This is a genomic window from Streptomyces sp. SID5643, assembly GCF_009872555.1.
Classification (GTDB): Bacteria; Actinomycetota; Actinomycetes; order Streptomycetales; family Streptomycetaceae; genus Streptomyces; species Streptomyces iakyrus.
In genome coordinates, this window is the sequence record NZ_WWIC01000272.1 from 1 (window position 1) to 16,032 (window position 16,032).

Consider the following 16,032-nt stretch of genomic DNA (forward strand, 5'->3'; position numbering starts at 1 on the left):
CCCCGGCTGCGCTCCGCTCCGCCGGGCGCGCTTCCCGGCTCCGCCGCGGGCGCCGCTCCTGCCTTCGGCCCGCTCCCGCCCGCGCTGCGCCGACGCGCGCCCTGGCAAGGGCTGGCCAGGCGGCATGAAGGTCAGAACACGTCGTGGCTGGGGCAGCCCAAAGCCGCTCCTTAAGGTGTTTGGCGGTCCGGAAGAGTGGGGTGTGGCTCTAAAGTCGCTTGCCCCCGGTGGCTCCGGTGGAGTGGCCGCCCCGCTCTTCGGGACGCCCGGGCCGCTGATTGAGATGTGCGAAACGGTCGCTGCTTACGGAGCTGACGGCCTGGTCCCCGTCGCCAAAGACTCCGGACGCCGCACCGGCAACCTCCGCCGGCCACAGCGCTACAGCCGCCGCCTGCGCAGAGTGTTCTACCTCTCCGCGCAGACCAGCATCATCCGCGACAGCCCCAACCGGACCTACTACCTCAAGAAACGAGCCCAGGGACACAAGCACATCCCCGCCGTCATCGCCCTCGCCCGCCGCCGCGTCGACGTCCTGTGGGCCCTGCTACGCGACGACCGCCCCTTCACCACCAGCCCACCAGCAAGGACACACACCGCTACAGCCGCTTGACCCGGTCATTAAGACTCCACCGACCTCAGTCGCAGCTCGCAGCGTTGATCGATTACGGGGACGCAGGTCAGAGACCCAGCCCACCACTTTTTCGGCTACCAGGACGACCTGAAGCACCCGAAAGCACTAACCCTTGGTTAGTGCCGTCTGTCGGTTAGCGCTGTGTCGGCGTAGGCTGGGGCCTATGACCACCACCCAGGAGCTCGCGGAAGGGCTCGACGACCTCCCGTACAACGTGTTCGCCAAGGCCTGCCCCTCACGCGGCACGCTGGAGCACGTCACGGGCCGCTGGGGCGGCCTCGCGCTCGGCGCCCTGTACGAGGGCTCGCTGCGCTTCAACGAGCTGCGCCGCCGCGTCGACGGGGTGAGCGAGAAGATGCTGTCCCAGACGCTGCATGCCCTGGAGCGCGACGGCCTGGTCCATCGCGAGGCCCAGCCGACCAACCCGCCCCGGGTGGACTACGAACTGACGCCCCTGGGGCGCGACGTGGCGCAGCGGCTGCTCGCCCTGATCCACTTCGTGGAGGGCAGCATGGACGAGGTCCTGGCGGCACGCGAGCGGTACGACTCCGCTAGGGCGTGATCCGCGGCGGCCGCTGGCACGTGGGGCAGTAGTAGCTCGACCGGTTCATCCAGGGCCGGCGCCGCATGGGCGTGCCGCAGCGCCGGCAGGGCAGGCCCTCGCGGCCGTACGCGTCGAGCGACTGGTCGAAGTAGCCCGACTCCCCGTTGACGTTGACGTAGAGGCTGTCGAAGCTGGTGCCTCCCACCGCGAGGGCCGCGTTCATCACGTCCCGGACGTGGCCCAGGAGCATCAGCGTGCGCGGGCGCGTGAAGGTGGCGGTGGGGCGCTCGTAGTGGATGCGGGCGCGCCACAGGGCCTCGTCCGCGTAGATGTTGCCGACGCCGCTGATCAGCGACTGGTCGAGCAGGGCCCGCTTGATCGTGGACCGCTTTCGGCGCAGCGCCAGATGGAAGGCCTCGTCGTCGAAGAGCGGGTCCAGTGGGTCGCGGGCGATGTGCGCGATGACGTCGGGCAGACCGTCGGGGGTGTTCTCGTGCAGCGACAGGCCGCCGAAGGTGCGCTGGTCGACGAAGCGGAGTTCGGTGTCCAGGGCGTCGGTGAAGCGGACGCGGATGCGCAGGTGCTTCTCGTCCGGGGCGGTGTGCGGCTGGACCAGGAGCTGGCCGCTCATGCCGAGGTGGGCCAGGATCGACTGGTCCGTGTCCTCCAGGGGTAGCCACAGGTACTTGCCGCGGCGGCTGGGGACGCCGATGCGGTGGCCCTTCAGGCGGTGTGCGAAGTCGTCGGCACCCGCGAGGTGGCGGCGCACGGCACGCGGGTGCCGCACCTCTGTCTCGGCGACGGTCCGGTGGGCGACCCACCGCTCGAGACCGCGCCGGACGACCTCGACCTCGGGCAACTCGGGCATGGGGTCCCCCGTCACAAGAACGTGTGGATGACGCGAGCGCCCGCCCCGGGCAGGGGGCGGGCGCTCGGGTGCGCTGTGCTCGCCGCCCGGTGCGGGCGGCGGCGGTCAGCCGTCGGCGGGGCCGTCGGCGGGGCCGTCGACGGCGGTGTGGGCGGCCTGAACCGCCGCCGTCTGCGTCGCCTCGGCGGCCTTGGCCGCCTTGGCACGCTCGTCCGCCGCGGCCCGGATGGACCGCCATGCGGACTCGGCGGCCTGTTGCTCCGCCTCCTTCTTGCTGCGGCCGGTGCCGGTGCCGTACGAGACGCCTCCGACGCGGGCGGCAGCAGTGAAGGTCTTCTCGTGGTCGGGTCCGGTCTCCGTGACCAGGTACTCGGGGACGCCGAGCCCCTCGGTCGCGGTGAGCTCCTGGAGACTGGTCTTCCAGTCCAGGCCGGCTCCGAGGTTCGAGGACTTCTCGATCAGCGGGTCGAACAGACGGTGCACCAGCTCCGCCGCCGAGTCCAGTCCCTGGTCGAGATAGACGGCGCCGATCACCGCTTCGAGGGTGTCGGCGAGGATGGATGCCTTGTCCCGGCCGCCCGTGCCCTCTTCACCCCGGCCGAGCCGGATGAAGGAGCCCAGGTCGAGCCCACGGCCCACCTCGGCGAGCGCACGCGAGTTCACCACCGCGGCCCGCAGCTTGGCCAGCTGGCCTTCTGGCAGGTCGGGGTGGGTGCGGTACAGCGTGTCCGTGACCACGAGGCCGAGGACGGAGTCCCCGAGGAACTCCAGGCGCTCGTTGGTCGGCAGACCGCCGTTCTCGTATGCGTACGACCGGTGGGTCAGTGCGCGCACCAGAAGGGCGGACTCGAGCTTGTAGCCGAGCCGCCCTTCCAGAAGCGTGTGGGACGAGGCCTGGTTGTCCGCCGGAGCACTCCCGCTCGCACGGGAAGACTTGTTCTTAGGCGTGGACACAGTGCCTCTCACCAGCCGCTCAGACCTCGAGGACCTGGCGCTTGTTGTAGGTGCCGCACGACGGGCACGCGATGTGCTGCTGCTTGGGCTCGTGGCAGCGCTCGCACGCAACCAGGGTGGGGACCGCAGCCTTCCACTGCGACCGGCGGTGGCGCGTGTTGCTGCGCGACATCTTCCGCTTCGGAACAGCCACGGCTACTTCTCCTGCTTCTCGTCGGCGCGTGCTGACTGAGGCGCGCCGCCGCTCATCTCGTCCTTCTCGCCGTCCTTCATGGTGCCGGCGAGTCCCTGCAATGCCGCCCAACGGATGTCGACGGCGTCGTGGTGGTGGTCCGGGTCGTCCGCCAGCCGTGCGCCGCACTCGGCGCACAGACCGGGGCAGTCTTCCCGGCACACCGGCTGCATCGGCAGTGCGAGCACCACCGCATCACGCAGCACGGGCTCGAGGTCGAACAAGCCGTCCTCGAGAAAGAGCCTGTCCTCGTCGTCCTCGGCGTCGTCGCCCGGTTCCGCGATCACGCGGCCCCGGTCGTCGGCGTCAGGGTACGAGAACATCTCCTGGAACTCCGCTTCGAGCTCCTGCTCGAGCGGCTCCAGACACCTTACGCACTCCCCCTCGGCCGCGGCACGGGCGGTGCCTGTGACGAGCACCCCTTCCATGACCGACTCCAGGCGGAGTTCGAGCTCCACCGGGGCGCCTTCCGGCACTCCGATGACTCCCTTGATACCGAGGTCCTGGGGAGCGTCGACCGTGCGGGTCAGGCGCTGCAGCGCACCAGGCCGCCGACCCAGCTCGTGTGTGTCGAACACGAGGGGGTTGCGGTGGTCGAGGCGGGCGTTCAGGGCCATTCCTGCTTTCGGTGAGAGCTCGGTGACGCCGCCCTGCGGTGTTCCCGGGCAGCGTTGATCGCGGACGTACACGCGACCGAAGAGCCAGGATACTGGACCTTTCGCTGTCGGCCCAATCCGGTCCTCAGCCCTGGCCCCGGCCCTGCTCGTAGGCCCGGAGCTGCTCGGCGCTGATCATGCCGGTGTCGAAGAGACTGGTCTCGTCGAGCGCGTACCCCTGGTGGCCCTGCTGCCCCGAGGAGGCCTGCTGCGGCTGCTGCTGGGCCTGGTTCGGGTCGTAGGCGGCCTGCTGGGGGTCGTAGCCCTGGTAGGCGTACGGATCGGCCTGCTGGTAGCCGTAGGGGTCCTGCTGGGCGGCGTAGGCCTGCTGCGGGTAGCCGCCGTAGGGATCGGGCTGCTGCTGGTAGCCGTACACGGGCTCCGGCTGCTGTGGCTGTACGTAGTCCTGCTGCTGGGCGGGCCGCTCGGCCGGGGGCTTCTGGTCCGCCAGGGCGGCCAGGTCGGCCAGGTAGTCGGCGTCGCTGGAGTGCTGGACGGTGCTCGCGTCGTCGGCGAGGGCTCCCAGGTCGTCGGTGGCGATCCGGCCGTGTAGCTTCTGCCGGCCGCGGCCGACGGCCTCCAGGGTCTTGGCGAGGACCGCCTCGAAGGCGCCCAGCTTGACGTCGACGTACTCGTCGGCGCTGCGGCGCTGGGTGGCGGGGTCGTGGCTGCGCTCGGGGGCGTCCTCGTCCTCGTAGCCCTGCTCGTCGGTGCCGGGGCCGGTGCCCAGGAGCTTCTCGCGGCCGCGGCCGACGGAGCCCAGGGTCTTGGTGAGGACGACCTCGAAGTTGGCGAGCTTGGAGTCGACGTACTCGTCGGCCTCGGCGCGGATCTCCTCGGCCTCCTGGCGGGCCTCGGCGAGGATCCGGTCGGCCTCGGCCTGGGAACGGCGGGCGACCTCGGTGCCCGAGATCAGCGAGCCGCGCTCGACGTGCGCGCTCTCGATGATCTGCTGGGCCTCCAGGCGGGCCTGCTCGACCATCTGCTCGCGGCCGCCGATCAGCTCCTGGGCCTGGGCGAGGGAGTCGGGCAGCGCCGCGCGCACCTCCTCCAGCATCGCGAGCAGGTCGGCGCGGTTGACCACGCACGAGGCCGACATGGGCATGGACCGGGCGCCGGAGACCGCGGAGACGATCTCGTCCAGCTTCTTCTGCACGTCCACCGTGTGCTCGCCACTCTCTACAGATGCGTTGGAGACGGACGGGACGACTGTACGGCCACGGGGTCACCCCGGAACACCGGGTGACGGGCAGTCAGGCCCCGGGGGGACGTCCGGGGCCGGTTCAGTCCTTCCTCAGGCGCTCGGTAAGGACGCCGAGGACCTCCGCGGGCACCAGGTGGGAGACGTCGCCGCCCCAGGTCGCGACCTCCTTGACCAGGGAGGACGACAGGAAGCTGTAGGTGGGGTTGGTCGGGATGAAGAGGGTCTCCACGCCCGAGAGGCCGTTGTTCATCTGGGCCATCTGCAGCTCGTAGTCGAAGTCGCTGACGGCGCGCAGGCCCTTGACGATGGCGGGGATCTCGCGCTGCTTGCAGAAGTCGACGAGCAGGCCGTGGAAGGCCTCCACGCGTACGTTGCCGTACTCGGCGGTGACCCGGCGGATCAGGTCGATCCGCTCGTCGATCTCGAACAGACCCTTCTTGGCCTGGTTGATCATCACCGCCACGTAGACCTCGTCGTACAGCCTGGAGGCGCGGGAGATGATGTCGAGGTGTCCGTTGGTGATCGGGTCGAACGACCCGGGACAGACGGCGCGGCGCACTTGTGTTCCCTCGCTCTCCGGTCCGGTCATCGTGCGTCTTCGCACGTAGAGGCGGCGCGACCGTACCAAAACGTTCCCTCGCCGTAGCGACGGGCCCGGAGGGGTTCGAAACCCTCGGGCCACCGGAATTCACCGCCTCTGGTGCTGCGCTCCACGGTGACGAGGGCGTCCCCGGCGAGCCAGCCCTCCGAGCGGAGTGTGAGGAGGATCTCCCGAAGATCGTCGTCCGTGACGGCGTACGGGGGGTCGAGGAAGACGAGGTCGTACGGGGCGTCGGGGGGTGATGTGCGGATGATCTGTTCCGCTTTGCCGGACCTGACCTCTGCGCCGGGGAGGCCGAGGCTCTTCACGTTCTCGCGGACCGTGCGAACGGCTCTGGCGTCGGCCTCGACGAGGAGGGTGTGGCCCGCGCCCCGGGACAGGGCCTCCAGGCCCACTGCGCCCGAGCCGGCGTAGAGGTCGAGGACGCGTTCGCCTCCCAGGGGGCCGCCGAGGAGGGACTGCCAGGTGGAGAAGAGGCCCTCTCGGGCGCGGTCCGATGTGGGGCGGGTTCCTGTGCCCGGCGGGACGGCCAGGCGGCGTCCGCCGGCCGAGCCGGCGATCACGCGGGTCATTTCTGGTCCTTGGTCGTGGGTCGCATCAAGGTTCAGTGTGGCTGGTCGCGCCCGCGCGGCGGTAGCCGCATATGGATTACGGGTCCGGGCCCCTGGGTGGGCAGCACTCACCCCTTTTCCAGGTACTGCTCCCTCTCCTCGTCCAAGAGGGCGTCCAGAGCCGTCCGTAGTGCCGGGAGACGGGTGAGCTCCGGGTCCTGGGCCACCACGGCCGTCGCCTCCTCTCTCGCCTCCGCGATGATCTCCTCGTCCTCGATGACGGCGAGGACCTTCAGGGATGTCCTGGCGCCCGACTGCGCCTGGCCCAGGACGTCGCCCTCGCGGCGCTGTTCCAGGTCGATGCGGGACAGTTCGAAACCGTCGAGCGTGGAGGCGACCGCGCCCAGGCGCTGGCGGGCCGGGCTCGCCTCGGGCATCTCGGTGACCAGGAGGCAGAGGCCGGGGGCCGAACCGCGGCCCACCCGGCCGCGCAGCTGGTGGAGCTGGGAGACGCCGAAGCGGTCGGCGTCCATGATCACCATGGCGGTCGCGTTCGGGACGTTGACGCCGACCTCGATGACCGTGGTGGCGACCAGGACGTGCGTCTCGCCGGCGGCGAAGCGGCGCATCACGGCGTCCTTGTCGTCGGGGTGCATCCTGCCGTGCAGGACCTCGACGCACAGACCCTTGAGGGGGCCCTTGACCAGCTGGTCGGCCACGTCGAGGACGGCGAGGGGCGGGCGCTTCTCCGCGGCGTCCTCCGGGGACTGAGGCTTCTTCTTGCCGGACTTCTTCGGGTCGTCCTCCTCGTCGCCGATGCGGGGGCAGACCACGTAGGCCTGGTGGCCGTTCTCCACCTCCTCGCGGACCCTTTCCCACGCGCGGGACAGGAAGTGGGGCTTGTCCGCGGCCGGGACCACATGGCTCGCGATCGGCGAGCGGCCCGCCGGGAGCTGGTCCAGGACGGACGTCTCCAGGTCGCCGAAGACGGTCATGGCAACCGTGCGCGGGATGGGCGTGGCCGTCATGACCAGCAGATGCGGGGGCTGTTTGCCCTTGCCGCGCAGGGCGTCGCGCTGCTCGACGCCGAAGCGGTGCTGTTCGTCGACCACGACCAGGCCCAGGTCGTGGAACTGCACCTTGTCCTCGATCAGCGCGTGCGTGCCGATGACGATGCCGGCTTCGCCGGTGGTGAGGTCGAGCAGGGCGTGCCGCCGGGCCGCCGCACCCATGGAGCCGGTGAGCAGCACCACCTTGGTGGCCTGCTCGGCCCCGCCCAGCATGCCGCCCTCGGCCAGCTCGCCCATCATCTCGACGACCGAGCGGTGGTGCTGCTGGGCGAGCACCTCGGTGGGCGCGAGCATGGCGGCCTGCCCGCCCGCGTCGACCACGGCGAGCATGGCGCGCAGGGCGACCAACGTCTTGCCGGAACCCACCTCCCCCTGCAACAGCCGGTGCATCGGATGGCTCGTGGCCAGGTCGTCGAAGATCTCCCGGGAGACGCGCTGCTGGCCGTCGGTGAGGGTGAAGGGGAGGCGGGCGTCGAAGGCGGTGAGGAGGCCGTCGGGGGCGGGCCTGCGGGGAACGGCGGGGAGCTGGGCGTCCGCGTGGCGGCGGCGGGCCAGGGCGACCTGGAGGACGAAGGCCTCGTCCCACTTGAGGCGGGAGCGGGCGTCCTCGATGTCGGCCTTGGTCTGCGGGCGGTGGATCTTCAGCAGGGCTTCGGGCAGGGGCACCAGGCCGCGGCCCTCGCGCAGGGACTCCGGGAGCGGCTCGACGGCCTCCCGGGCCGTCGGCAGGACCGTCTGGATCGCCTTGCCGATCTTCCAGGACTCCAGCTTGGCGGTGGCCGGGTAGATCGGGATCAGGGCGCCCGCCCAGGTCTCGACGGACTCCTCCGGGTCTCCGCGCAGCAACTCGTACGCCGGATGGGCGAGTTGGAGGCGGCGGTTGAAGACGGAGACCTTGCCCGCGAACATCGCGCGGGTGCCCGGCAGCAGTTCCTTGTGGGGCTTGTGGACGCCCGCGCCGAAGAAGACCAGTTGGAGCCGGCCGCTGCCGTCCGTGATCGTGACCTCCAGGCGCTGGCCCTTGCCGCGCGGGGCCTTGGCGGAGGCGAACGAGTGCAGGCGGGCGTCGGCGACCTGCGCGACCACCGTGACGTGCTCGTCCATGGGGAGGTCGGCGAGGTGGGTCAGCTGGCCGCGCTCCTCGTATCTGCGCGGGTAGTGGTGGAGGAGGTCGCCGACGGTGAGCAGGCCGAGGTGCTCGGCCATCACCTTCGCGGTGGCGGGGCCGAGCACCGACTTCAGCGGCTGTCGCAGGGGTTCTTCCAGGGCGGGCACGAGATCCATTGCACACCACGCCACTGACAATGGCGCCCAGGCCGCGGCCGGACCGCCGTAAAGGTCGCGGAAACCCCTGGTCAGGCGGCTGGTTCGGGCCATAGGATGACGCGCTCCCGGCCCCCTTTCCGCGGTCACCGCCCCACCGGGACCGCCCTACCCTGCGCCGTCGCGAGTCCCCCACCGGCGCCGTGAAGATGGACTCCCAGAGCTCACAGGCATCCCAGGCACCCCGTCCGCCCTCGTCACCTCATACGTTCCAGGTCGACCTGCGTGGTCTGGTGGACCTGCTCTCCCACCACCTCTACTCCAGTCCGAAGGTGTATCTGCGGGAGCTGCTGCAGAACGCCGTCGACGCCATCACGGCCAGACGCGCTGCGGAACCCGGCGCTCCGGCCCGGGTCCGGCTGTACGCCGAGGGCGGTGCCCTGCGGGTCGAGGACACCGGCGTGGGCCTCACCGAGGCGGACGTGCACAGCCTGCTCGCGACCATCGGGCGCAGCTCCAAGCGGGCCGAGGGTCTTCAGGAGGCCCGGTCCGACTTCCTCGGGCAGTTCGGCATCGGACTGCTGGCCTGCTTCGTCGTCGCCGAGCGGATCCGGGTCGTCAGCCGCAGCGCCCGCACGCCCGGGGCGCCGCCGGTGGAGTGGACGGCGGCCGACGACGGCTCCTACACCGTGCGGACGCTGCCGGACGCCGAGCGGCCCGAACCGGGCACGACCGTGCACCTGGTGGCCCGGGCGGGTGCCGCGGAGTGGCTCGCCCCCGGGCGGGTCGAGGCGCTGGCCCGGGACTTCGGGTCGCTGCTGCCGTACGACGTCCGGGTCGGCGACGAGGTGGTCACCGACCTCCCCGCGCCCTGGGACCGTCCGTATCCGGGCCCGGCCGCCCGGCGCGTCGCCCTCGCCCGGCACTGCCACGGCCTGTTCGGCTTCACCCCGCTGGACACGATCGACCTGTCCGTGCCGCTGGCCGGCATCCGCGGGGTGGCCTATGTGCTGCCGTCGGCGGTCAGCCCGGCCCAGCGTGCGGGTCACCGGGTGCACCTCAAGGGCATGCTGCTGACCGAGCGGGCCGAACAGCTGCTGCCCGACTGGGCGTTCTTCGTGCGCTGCGTGCTGGACACGGACAGTCTGCGGCCCACGGCGTCACGCGAGTCGCTGTACGAGGACGAGACGCTGGCTGCCGTACGGGAGGCGCTGGGCGAGCGGATCCGGGCCTGGCTGACGGGGCTGGCGGCCGGTGATCCGGAACGGCTGGGCGCGTTCCTCTCGGTGCACCACCTGGGCGTGAAGTCGCTGGCCCGGCACGACCGGGAGATGCTGCGCACGATGCTGCCGTGGCTGCCGTTCGAGACGACCGACGGGCGGCTGTCGCTGGAGGAGTTCGCGCAGCGGCACCCGGTGGTGCACTTCACGCGGACCGTCGAGGAGTACCGGCAGGTGGCGCCCATCGCGTCCGCGCAGGGCATCGGCGTGATCAACGGCGGCTACACGTACGACAGCGAGCTGGTCCAGGCGTTGCCGTCGGTGCGGCCGGGGACCGTGGTGGCCGAGCTGGACGCGGAGACGGTGACCGCGCACCTGGACGCGGTCGACCCGGCCGAGGAGCTGGCCCTGTCCGCCTTCCTGGCGGCGGCCCGGGCCCGGCTCGACCCGCTGGGCTGTGACGTCGTCCTGCGGGCCTTCCACCCGCTGTCCGTGCCCGCGCTGCACCTCGACGACCGGGACGCCCGGCACGAACAGGCCCGCGCGGACGCCGAAGAGCGGGCCGACGACCTGTGGGCGGGGATCCTGGGCTCCCTGCGGGGCAGCGCGCCCCGGGCGCGTCTGGTGCTCAACCACCTCAACCCGCTGGTCCGCAGGATCAGCGCGCTGCCCGACCCGGAGCTGATCGGCACGGCCACGGAGTCGCTCTACGGACAGGCGCTGCTGATGGCGCAGCGACCGCTGAGGCCGGCCGACTCGGCGCTGCTCAATCGCGCGTTCATCGGCCTCCTGGAGTGGGCCACGCACAGCGAGGACGGTCGGACATGACGGAGATCACGGATTTCGACGCCCTGCGCGAGGCGATGGCGGAGAACGCCGGGCAGCCGGAGGGGCCGGCCCGCAACGCGCGCGCGGAGGAGCTGCTGTCGGCGGCCGAGAAGCTGGACGTCCCGCTCGCCGTGATCGAGGCGCTCGGCCACCAGCTGAAGGTCTACAACTACAGCTCCGAGAAGGGGAAGATGTTCGTCCCCTTCGCCCGCCTGCTGCGCATGTGGGACGAACGGCCCGAGGACTTCGACGAGTACGAGGCCCACTCGCTGCACTGGGTCTTCAAGTGGGTCTCGGCCGGCATGCTCGACCAGCCGCACGTCCCGCTCGCGTCGATCGAGAAGTGGCTCGGCGAGATGGAGCACCGCTACCGGCTCGCCGGGCACTCCGAACGGGCGGTGCGCAGCGCCGAGCACAGTGTGGCCGCGCACGTGGGGGACGTGGCGCGGGCCGAGCGGGCGTACGCCGCGTGGCTGGCGGCCGACCGCGACAGCATGGCCGACTGCCACGCGTGCGAGCTGCACGGCCAGGGCTGGTGGCAGGCGGAGCAGGGGCGGGACGCCGAGGCGCTTCAGCTGTGGGGGCCGGTGCTGGAGGGCGAGTACACCTGCGCCCACGAGCCGCACACAGCCCTCGCGTCGTCGCTGGTGCCGCTGCTGCGGCTGGGCCGCGAGGAGGAGGCCCGGGCCAACCATCTGCGGGGCTTCCGGCTCGTCCGGGCCATGGAGAGCATGCGTGGCGCCTACGCGGAGCACGTGGAGTTCTGCGCGCTCACCGGTAACGAGGCGCGGGCTCTGGAGCTGCTCGCGGAGCGGCCGGCGTACTTCACCGACGACGGGCATCCGCAGAGCAAGCTGGACTTCATGAGTGTGGTCGCCCTGCTCATGGACCGGCTGACCGGACTCGGGCTGGGCGACCGGCAGGTGCCGGGCCCGGCCGGCCGGGAGTGGACCGCCCGCGAACTCGCCGCGCACGCGCGCGAGGTGGCCCTCGCCCTGGCGTTCCGCTTCGACGAACGCAACGGCACGACGCACGTGAGTGAGCGGGCACGCGCGCGTATGGCGCGGCAACCGCTGGTGGAGCGGCTGCCGCTGGGAGTGCGCTCGGTACGGTCCACTCCCCCGCCCGCTCCCGCAGCGGCTCCGGTTCCCGCCACCGGGCAGCCGGATCTGCCCGCCCTGCTGGCCGAGGCACGGCGGCTGTCGGACACCCTGCGGCCGGGCGCCGTGGAGGCGTGGGCGGCCGCCGCCGCGGCCGCCGAGGGCGCCGAACTGGACCCGCGCGACCGTGCCGAGATGGCCGACCACGAGGCGATGTCCCTCGGCCCCGAGGGCGCCGAACTCTTCGAGCGGGCCGCCGGCCTCTACGCGCAAGCGGGCGACCCGGGCGAGGCCCTCGCGGCACGCGCGCGTGGGGCGTACGTCCGCGCACTCGCGGGTGACGTGGACGGCGCCGTGGCGGCGGTGACCGGCCCCTACGACGAGGTCCTCGCGCTGTACGCCGCCGACGGCACGGGCATCCGGCAGACGGCGTCCGTCGTGATGAGCCGGGCCCGGATCCTGACGCGCCGGGCGCACGGCGCCGAGGGCGACCCGGCGGCTCTCGCCGAGGCCGAGGCCGCCGTCCGGGAGGTCCTCGCGCTCGTCGAGGGCCGGACCGGGGAGGACGTACGGCTGGCCGCCCGGGTCGCCGAGGCCCGCGCGATGCTCGGCGAGCTGGCGGGGCTGGGCGGGGATCTGGAGAGGGCCGCGGAGCTGTTCGCGCGGGGCGCGGCGGCGTTCACGGCCGCGGGGCTGCCCTGGTTCGCGGTGGAGTACGAGGCCCGGCTCGCCTCGCTGGCCCACCACCTCGGCGACATGGCGGAGGCGGAACGGGCGCTGCGGGCGGCCCTGGAGCACGGCGGGGCGCAGCTGGAGGCGCCCGGGCGGGCCCAGCTGCATCTTCAGCTCGCCGAGGTCGTCGGCGGCCGGGGTGAGGCCGTGGAGGCCGCCCGGCATGCCCTGGAGGCCGCCCACTGGGCCGACGAGGCCGGCGAGTCGGCGACGCTGGGGGCATGGGCGCGACAGCAGCTCGGCGGCTTCCTGCTGCGGCAGGGGCGGTGGGCCGAGGCCGCGGAGGTGCTGGAGTCGGCTCTGCCCGACCTGACCGCCGAGACGCACGGCGACGGGGCTGTCGTGCAGACGCAGTGGTGGCTCGGCGACTGTCTGAGCGAGCTCGGTGAGCACCGGGCCGCGGCCGAACGGCGCCTGCAGGCTGCCGAGATCGCCCGGCACTGGCCCGAGCAGCACGACCACGCGACCCTCGCCCATCTGGCCGGGGAGTCCCTCGGCCAGGCCGGACTGGCGGCGGAGGCGGACCAGGCCTACGCACGCGCGGGCGGCCTGTGGCGCGAGCTGGGCAACACCCACGGTCTGATCCGCTCCCTGCGTGCCCGCGCCTGGCTGGCGCTGCGCGCGCAGGACGGGCTGGGAGAGGCCCGCGGCCTGATGGCGGACGCCGTCCGGGAGTGCGAGGCGGCGCGGGAGGCAGCCACCGACGAGGAGTCCCGGCAGCAGCTCATGGCCGAACTCGGCCACACTCACCGGCAGTTCGGCGACCTGCTGGCCGGCTCCGCCCCCGATGACGCCGAGGGTGTCCCGGTCCGCGAGGTGTTCGAGGAGGCGCTGGCCCAAGTCGTGCGCGCGGCCGAGGTGTTCGCCTCCCTCGGGGACGGCGCCCTGCACAGCCGCACCGGCGCCGAACTCGCCGCGGGCCGGCTGGAGGCCGACCTGGGCCGCCCCGCCGACGCGGTGGCACGCGCGCGTGCGGTGCTGGCGGCGTACGAGGGACACGGCGGCGCGGAGGCCGCGGACGGCGAGGGCGAGGTGGTGCGGGCCCGTCGGGCGGAGGCGGAGCAACTGCTGCGGCTGCCGAGCCGGCGGCCGGACTGAGCCCGCCGGCGACCTGCATGCCGAGAGGGGCCTGCAAGGGGACGGTCTGCGGCCTGGCCCGGTGCCGTGGCGGCCCGTGGCGGCCACGCCCGGCTCCAGGAACACGGCGGACACGAGGACGGTGCCGGCTGTGACGGGGGCGGCGAGCCGGAGCCGGTCGGCGACCGCGAGGCGGCCGGCGGGCGCCGGCCCGTGGCACACCGCCGGGTTCCGTCGGGGCGGCCCCCGCCCTACTCCACGCCGATGAGGAGCAGGGCTCCCTGCCGGCCGCCCCGGTACACGACCGTGTCGACGGCGAGGTACCCCTCGCGGACCCGGCCCTCCAGTTGGTCGGCGACGGCCTCGGGAACGTCGTCGCCGAGGACCAGGGTGACCATCTCGCCCCCGGCCGAGAGCATCCGGTCGAGGACCGTCTCGGCGGTCTCGGCGACGTCCGCACCGATCACGGCCACGTCCCCGTCGATGAGACCCAGGACATCGCCGGCCTGGCAGATGCCGGCCATCGTCCAGGACTGGCGTTCGGCGACGGTGACCTCGGCGTAGCGGGTGGCCCCGGCGGCGGAGGTCATGGACACGACGTCCTCGTCGAAGCGGCGGTCCGGCTCGTGCACGGCCAGTGCCGCGATGCCCTGGACCGCCGAGCGGGTCGGGATCAGGGCGACCCGGATGCCTTCCGTGCGGACCTGCTCGGCGGCCGCCGCGGCGGTGTGGCGCAGCTCGGCGTCGTTGGGGAGCAGCACGACCTCACGCGCGTGGGCCCGCCGGACGGCCTGGACGAGCTCTCCACTCGCGGGCGGCTCCCCGGGGCGCGCGAGCACGGTCGTCGCGCCGGCCTCGGTGTACAGCCCGGCCAGCCCCTCGCCGGGCACGACGGCCACGACGGCCCGCTGGGCGCGTTCCCGGGGCGGCCGCTCGGCGCCGGTGGTGTGAACGTCGCCGGCGCCGAAGTGCGTGATGCGGATCCGGTGGGGCCGCCCGGCCTCGATTCCGGCCTCGACGGCTGCACCGGCGTCGTCCACGTGGACGTGCACGTTCCACAGCCCGTCGCCGCCGACCACGACGAGGGAGTCCCCGAGGGCGTCGAGCCGTTCCCGCAGCCGCTCAACGGCCCCGTCCTCGGCCTCCAGGAGGTAGATCACCTCGAAGGCCGGCCCTTCCTGGCCCGGCACGGCGGCGGGACCGTCGGCGCACTCGTCCAGGACCCCCTCGACCGGTACAGGGCCCGCGGCCGGCTCCCCGCGCGCGTGATGACCCCTGGAGAGGCCGGTGCCCGCACCCCCCGCCATCCCCCGGGCCCTCTCCCCGGTGAACGTCTCCACCAGTGCTCCGAGCACCGCGACCAGGCCCCGCCCTCCGGCGTCGACGACTCCGGCGCGCTCCAGGACGGGCAGCTGGCCCGGGGTCGCGGCGAGGGCCGCGCGGGCTCCGTCGTAGGCGGCCCGGGCCACGGTCCCGCAGTCGCCCCGGGCGCCGTCCGCGGCGTCGGCGGCGGCCGAGGCGACCGTGAGGACGGTGCCCTCCACGGGATGGGCGACGGCCCGGCGGGCGGAGTCGGCCGCCTGCCGCAGGGCGAGCCGCAGCCCCTGGCCGTCCGCGTGGGCGGGGTCGTCCCCGGCCAGCACCTGGGCCATGCCGCGCAGCAGCTGGGCGAGGATCGTGCCGGAGTTCCCGCGGGCGCCGATGAGCGCCCCGTGCGCCATCGCCCGGGCGGCGTCGGCGAGCGTCGGCCCGTCGGGCCCCGAGGCCGCCGCGTGCCCGGCGAACACCGCTTCGACGGCCGCGACCGCCGACTCCACGGTCAGGTACAGGTTGGTGCCGGTGTCGCCGTCCGCCACGGGGTAGACGTTGATGGCGTCGATCTCCTCACGCGCCCGCCCCAGGGTCTCCAGCGCGAGACCGCACCAGGTGCGCACCGCGAGAGCATCGAAGAATGTCTGCGGCACCTGCGCCACTACGCCTCCCTGAGCTGCTGGACGTGGCTCGCAGCGTAGACCCCGGGGTGGTGCTCACCGGAAGAGGGAGGGGCCGGGCCCCTGAGCTGCCATGGTAGTTTCGTTCTACGGGTGCAGCCGTTGTATGCTGCTCCGGTTGCCCGATCTGATCGGGCCTTCCCCCTGGCAACGCCACTCAGATTTCGACCGGCTCAGCAGAGCCCGAGAATCTTGATCCCGGCCTGCCGGGATCAACCGTAAGTGCATCTGAAGTCTTTGGAGTGACCCGTGGCTGCCAACTGCGACGTCTGCGGCAAGGGGCCGGGCTTCGGCAACAACATCTCGCACTCGCACCGCCGTACGTCCCGCCGCTGGAACCCGAACATCCAGCGAGTGCGTACCGTGGTGGGCGGGACGCCGAAGCGCGTGAACGCTTGCACCTCGTGCATCAAGGCCGGCAAGGTCTCGCGCTGACGCTAGCTAGCGCGCGGCCACTGCTGGTTCGCTGCAAAGCCGGTCCACCTCTGGTGGACCGGCTCTTTGCCGTGT

Annotated in this window: 13 protein-coding genes and 1 pseudogene; 5 read left to right on the forward strand and 9 right to left on the reverse strand. The window is 72.7% G+C overall.

What is annotated here, in order from left to right:
- Positions 1-316: 316 nt before the first annotated feature.
- Together GTY56_RS30335 and GTY56_RS30340 are read left to right on the forward strand one after the other, a co-directional pair.
- Positions 317-610, forward strand: a pseudogene (locus tag GTY56_RS30335) (transposase); the annotation flags it as partial.
- Positions 611-794: 184 nt separating this feature from the next.
- Complete coding sequence (locus tag GTY56_RS30340; RefSeq protein ID WP_033313176.1) at positions 795-1,193, forward strand: winged helix-turn-helix transcriptional regulator; 399 nt, start codon at positions 795-797, stop codon at positions 1,191-1,193.
- On the opposite strand, the gene mutM is transcribed toward GTY56_RS30340, so the two are convergent.
- From mutM to recG, 8 genes are all read right to left on the reverse strand, one after another.
- Positions 1,183-2,043 (reverse strand): bifunctional DNA-formamidopyrimidine glycosylase/DNA-(apurinic or apyrimidinic site) lyase, encoded by an 861-nt coding sequence (mutM, locus tag GTY56_RS30345; RefSeq protein WP_161368501.1) that lies wholly within the window; start codon positions 2,041-2,043, stop codon positions 1,183-1,185. The two genes, GTY56_RS30340 and mutM, sit on opposite strands and share 11 nt — an antisense overlap.
- A 105-nt stretch (positions 2,044-2,148) precedes the next feature.
- Positions 2,149-3,009, reverse strand: coding sequence for a ribonuclease III (rnc, locus tag GTY56_RS30350; protein WP_161368502.1), 861 nt, complete (start codon positions 3,007-3,009; stop codon positions 2,149-2,151).
- 7 nt (positions 3,010-3,016) lie between these two features.
- Positions 3,017-3,190, reverse strand: coding sequence for a 50S ribosomal protein L32 (rpmF, locus tag GTY56_RS30355; protein WP_003951102.1), 174 nt, complete (start codon positions 3,188-3,190; stop codon positions 3,017-3,019).
- A 2-nt stretch (positions 3,191-3,192) separates the two neighbouring features.
- The gene (locus GTY56_RS30360) at positions 3,193-3,846 is read right to left on the reverse strand and encodes a YceD family protein (protein ID WP_033313179.1); all 654 of its coding nucleotides are present in this window, start codon (positions 3,844-3,846) and stop codon (positions 3,193-3,195) included.
- 124 nt (positions 3,847-3,970) lie between these two features.
- On the reverse strand, positions 3,971-5,047 hold the full coding sequence (locus GTY56_RS30365; RefSeq protein WP_161368503.1) for an ATP synthase subunit B family protein: 1,077 nt from the start codon (positions 5,045-5,047) through the stop codon (positions 3,971-3,973).
- A 121-nt stretch (positions 5,048-5,168) separates the two neighbouring features.
- Positions 5,169-5,648, reverse strand: a complete 480-nt coding sequence (gene coaD / locus GTY56_RS30370; protein WP_031138128.1) for a pantetheine-phosphate adenylyltransferase — start codon at positions 5,646-5,648, stop codon at positions 5,169-5,171.
- A 26-nt stretch (positions 5,649-5,674) separates the two neighbouring features.
- Positions 5,675-6,262, reverse strand: a complete 588-nt coding sequence (gene rsmD, locus GTY56_RS30375) for a 16S rRNA (guanine(966)-N(2))-methyltransferase RsmD (protein WP_161368504.1) — start codon at positions 6,260-6,262, stop codon at positions 5,675-5,677.
- A 107-nt stretch (positions 6,263-6,369) separates the two neighbouring features.
- Positions 6,370-8,595: an ATP-dependent DNA helicase RecG gene (recG, locus tag GTY56_RS30380; protein ID WP_161368505.1), complete on the reverse strand. Its 2,226-nt coding sequence runs from the start codon at positions 8,593-8,595 to the stop codon at positions 6,370-6,372.
- A gap of 188 nt (positions 8,596-8,783) precedes the next feature.
- On the opposite strand from recG, the gene GTY56_RS30385 reads away from it, so the two are divergent.
- Positions 8,784-10,622, forward strand: coding sequence for an HSP90 family protein (locus tag GTY56_RS30385; protein WP_161368506.1), 1,839 nt, complete (start codon positions 8,784-8,786; stop codon positions 10,620-10,622).
- Positions 10,619-13,552, forward strand: coding sequence for a tetratricopeptide repeat protein (locus GTY56_RS30390; RefSeq protein WP_161368507.1), 2,934 nt, complete (start codon positions 10,619-10,621; stop codon positions 13,550-13,552). The genes GTY56_RS30385 and GTY56_RS30390 overlap by 4 nt, the downstream gene beginning before the upstream one ends.
- 230 nt (positions 13,553-13,782) lie before the next feature.
- Here the strand turns inward: GTY56_RS30390 and fakA are convergent, their stop codons facing one another.
- Positions 13,783-15,504 carry a fatty acid kinase ATP-binding subunit FakA gene (gene fakA / locus GTY56_RS30395; RefSeq protein WP_161368508.1) on the reverse strand — a complete coding sequence of 574 codons (1,722 nt, stop codon included), beginning with the start codon at positions 15,502-15,504 and terminating at the stop codon, positions 13,783-13,785.
- 267 nt (positions 15,505-15,771) lie between these two features.
- Here fakA and rpmB point away from each other — a divergent pair, with 267 nt between their 5' ends.
- The gene (rpmB, locus tag GTY56_RS30400) at positions 15,772-15,957 is read left to right on the forward strand and encodes a 50S ribosomal protein L28 (RefSeq protein WP_003993230.1); all 186 of its coding nucleotides are present in this window, start codon (positions 15,772-15,774) and stop codon (positions 15,955-15,957) included.
- The last annotated feature ends 75 nt before the right edge of the window (positions 15,958-16,032 follow it).

Excerpts from the sequence above, each read along its gene's own strand:
- GTY56_RS30360 (WP_033313179.1), bottom strand. The coding sequence starts at position 3,846 with ATGGCCCTGAACGCCCGCCTCGACCACCGCAACCCCCTCGTGTTCGAC.
- GTY56_RS30385 (WP_161368506.1), top strand. The coding sequence starts at position 8,784 with ATGGACTCCCAGAGCTCACAGGCATCCCAGGCACCCCGTCCGCCCTCG.
- recG (WP_161368505.1), bottom strand. The coding sequence starts at position 8,595 with ATGGATCTCGTGCCCGCCCTGGAAGAACCCCTGCGACAGCCGCTGAAG.
- rsmD (WP_161368504.1), bottom strand. The coding sequence starts at position 6,262 with ATGACCCGCGTGATCGCCGGCTCGGCCGGCGGACGCCGCCTGGCCGTC.
- GTY56_RS30340 (WP_033313176.1), top strand. The coding sequence starts at position 795 with ATGACCACCACCCAGGAGCTCGCGGAAGGGCTCGACGACCTCCCGTAC.
- mutM (WP_161368501.1), bottom strand. The coding sequence starts at position 2,043 with ATGCCCGAGTTGCCCGAGGTCGAGGTCGTCCGGCGCGGTCTCGAGCGG.
- GTY56_RS30390 (WP_161368507.1), top strand. The coding sequence starts at position 10,619 with ATGACGGAGATCACGGATTTCGACGCCCTGCGCGAGGCGATGGCGGAG.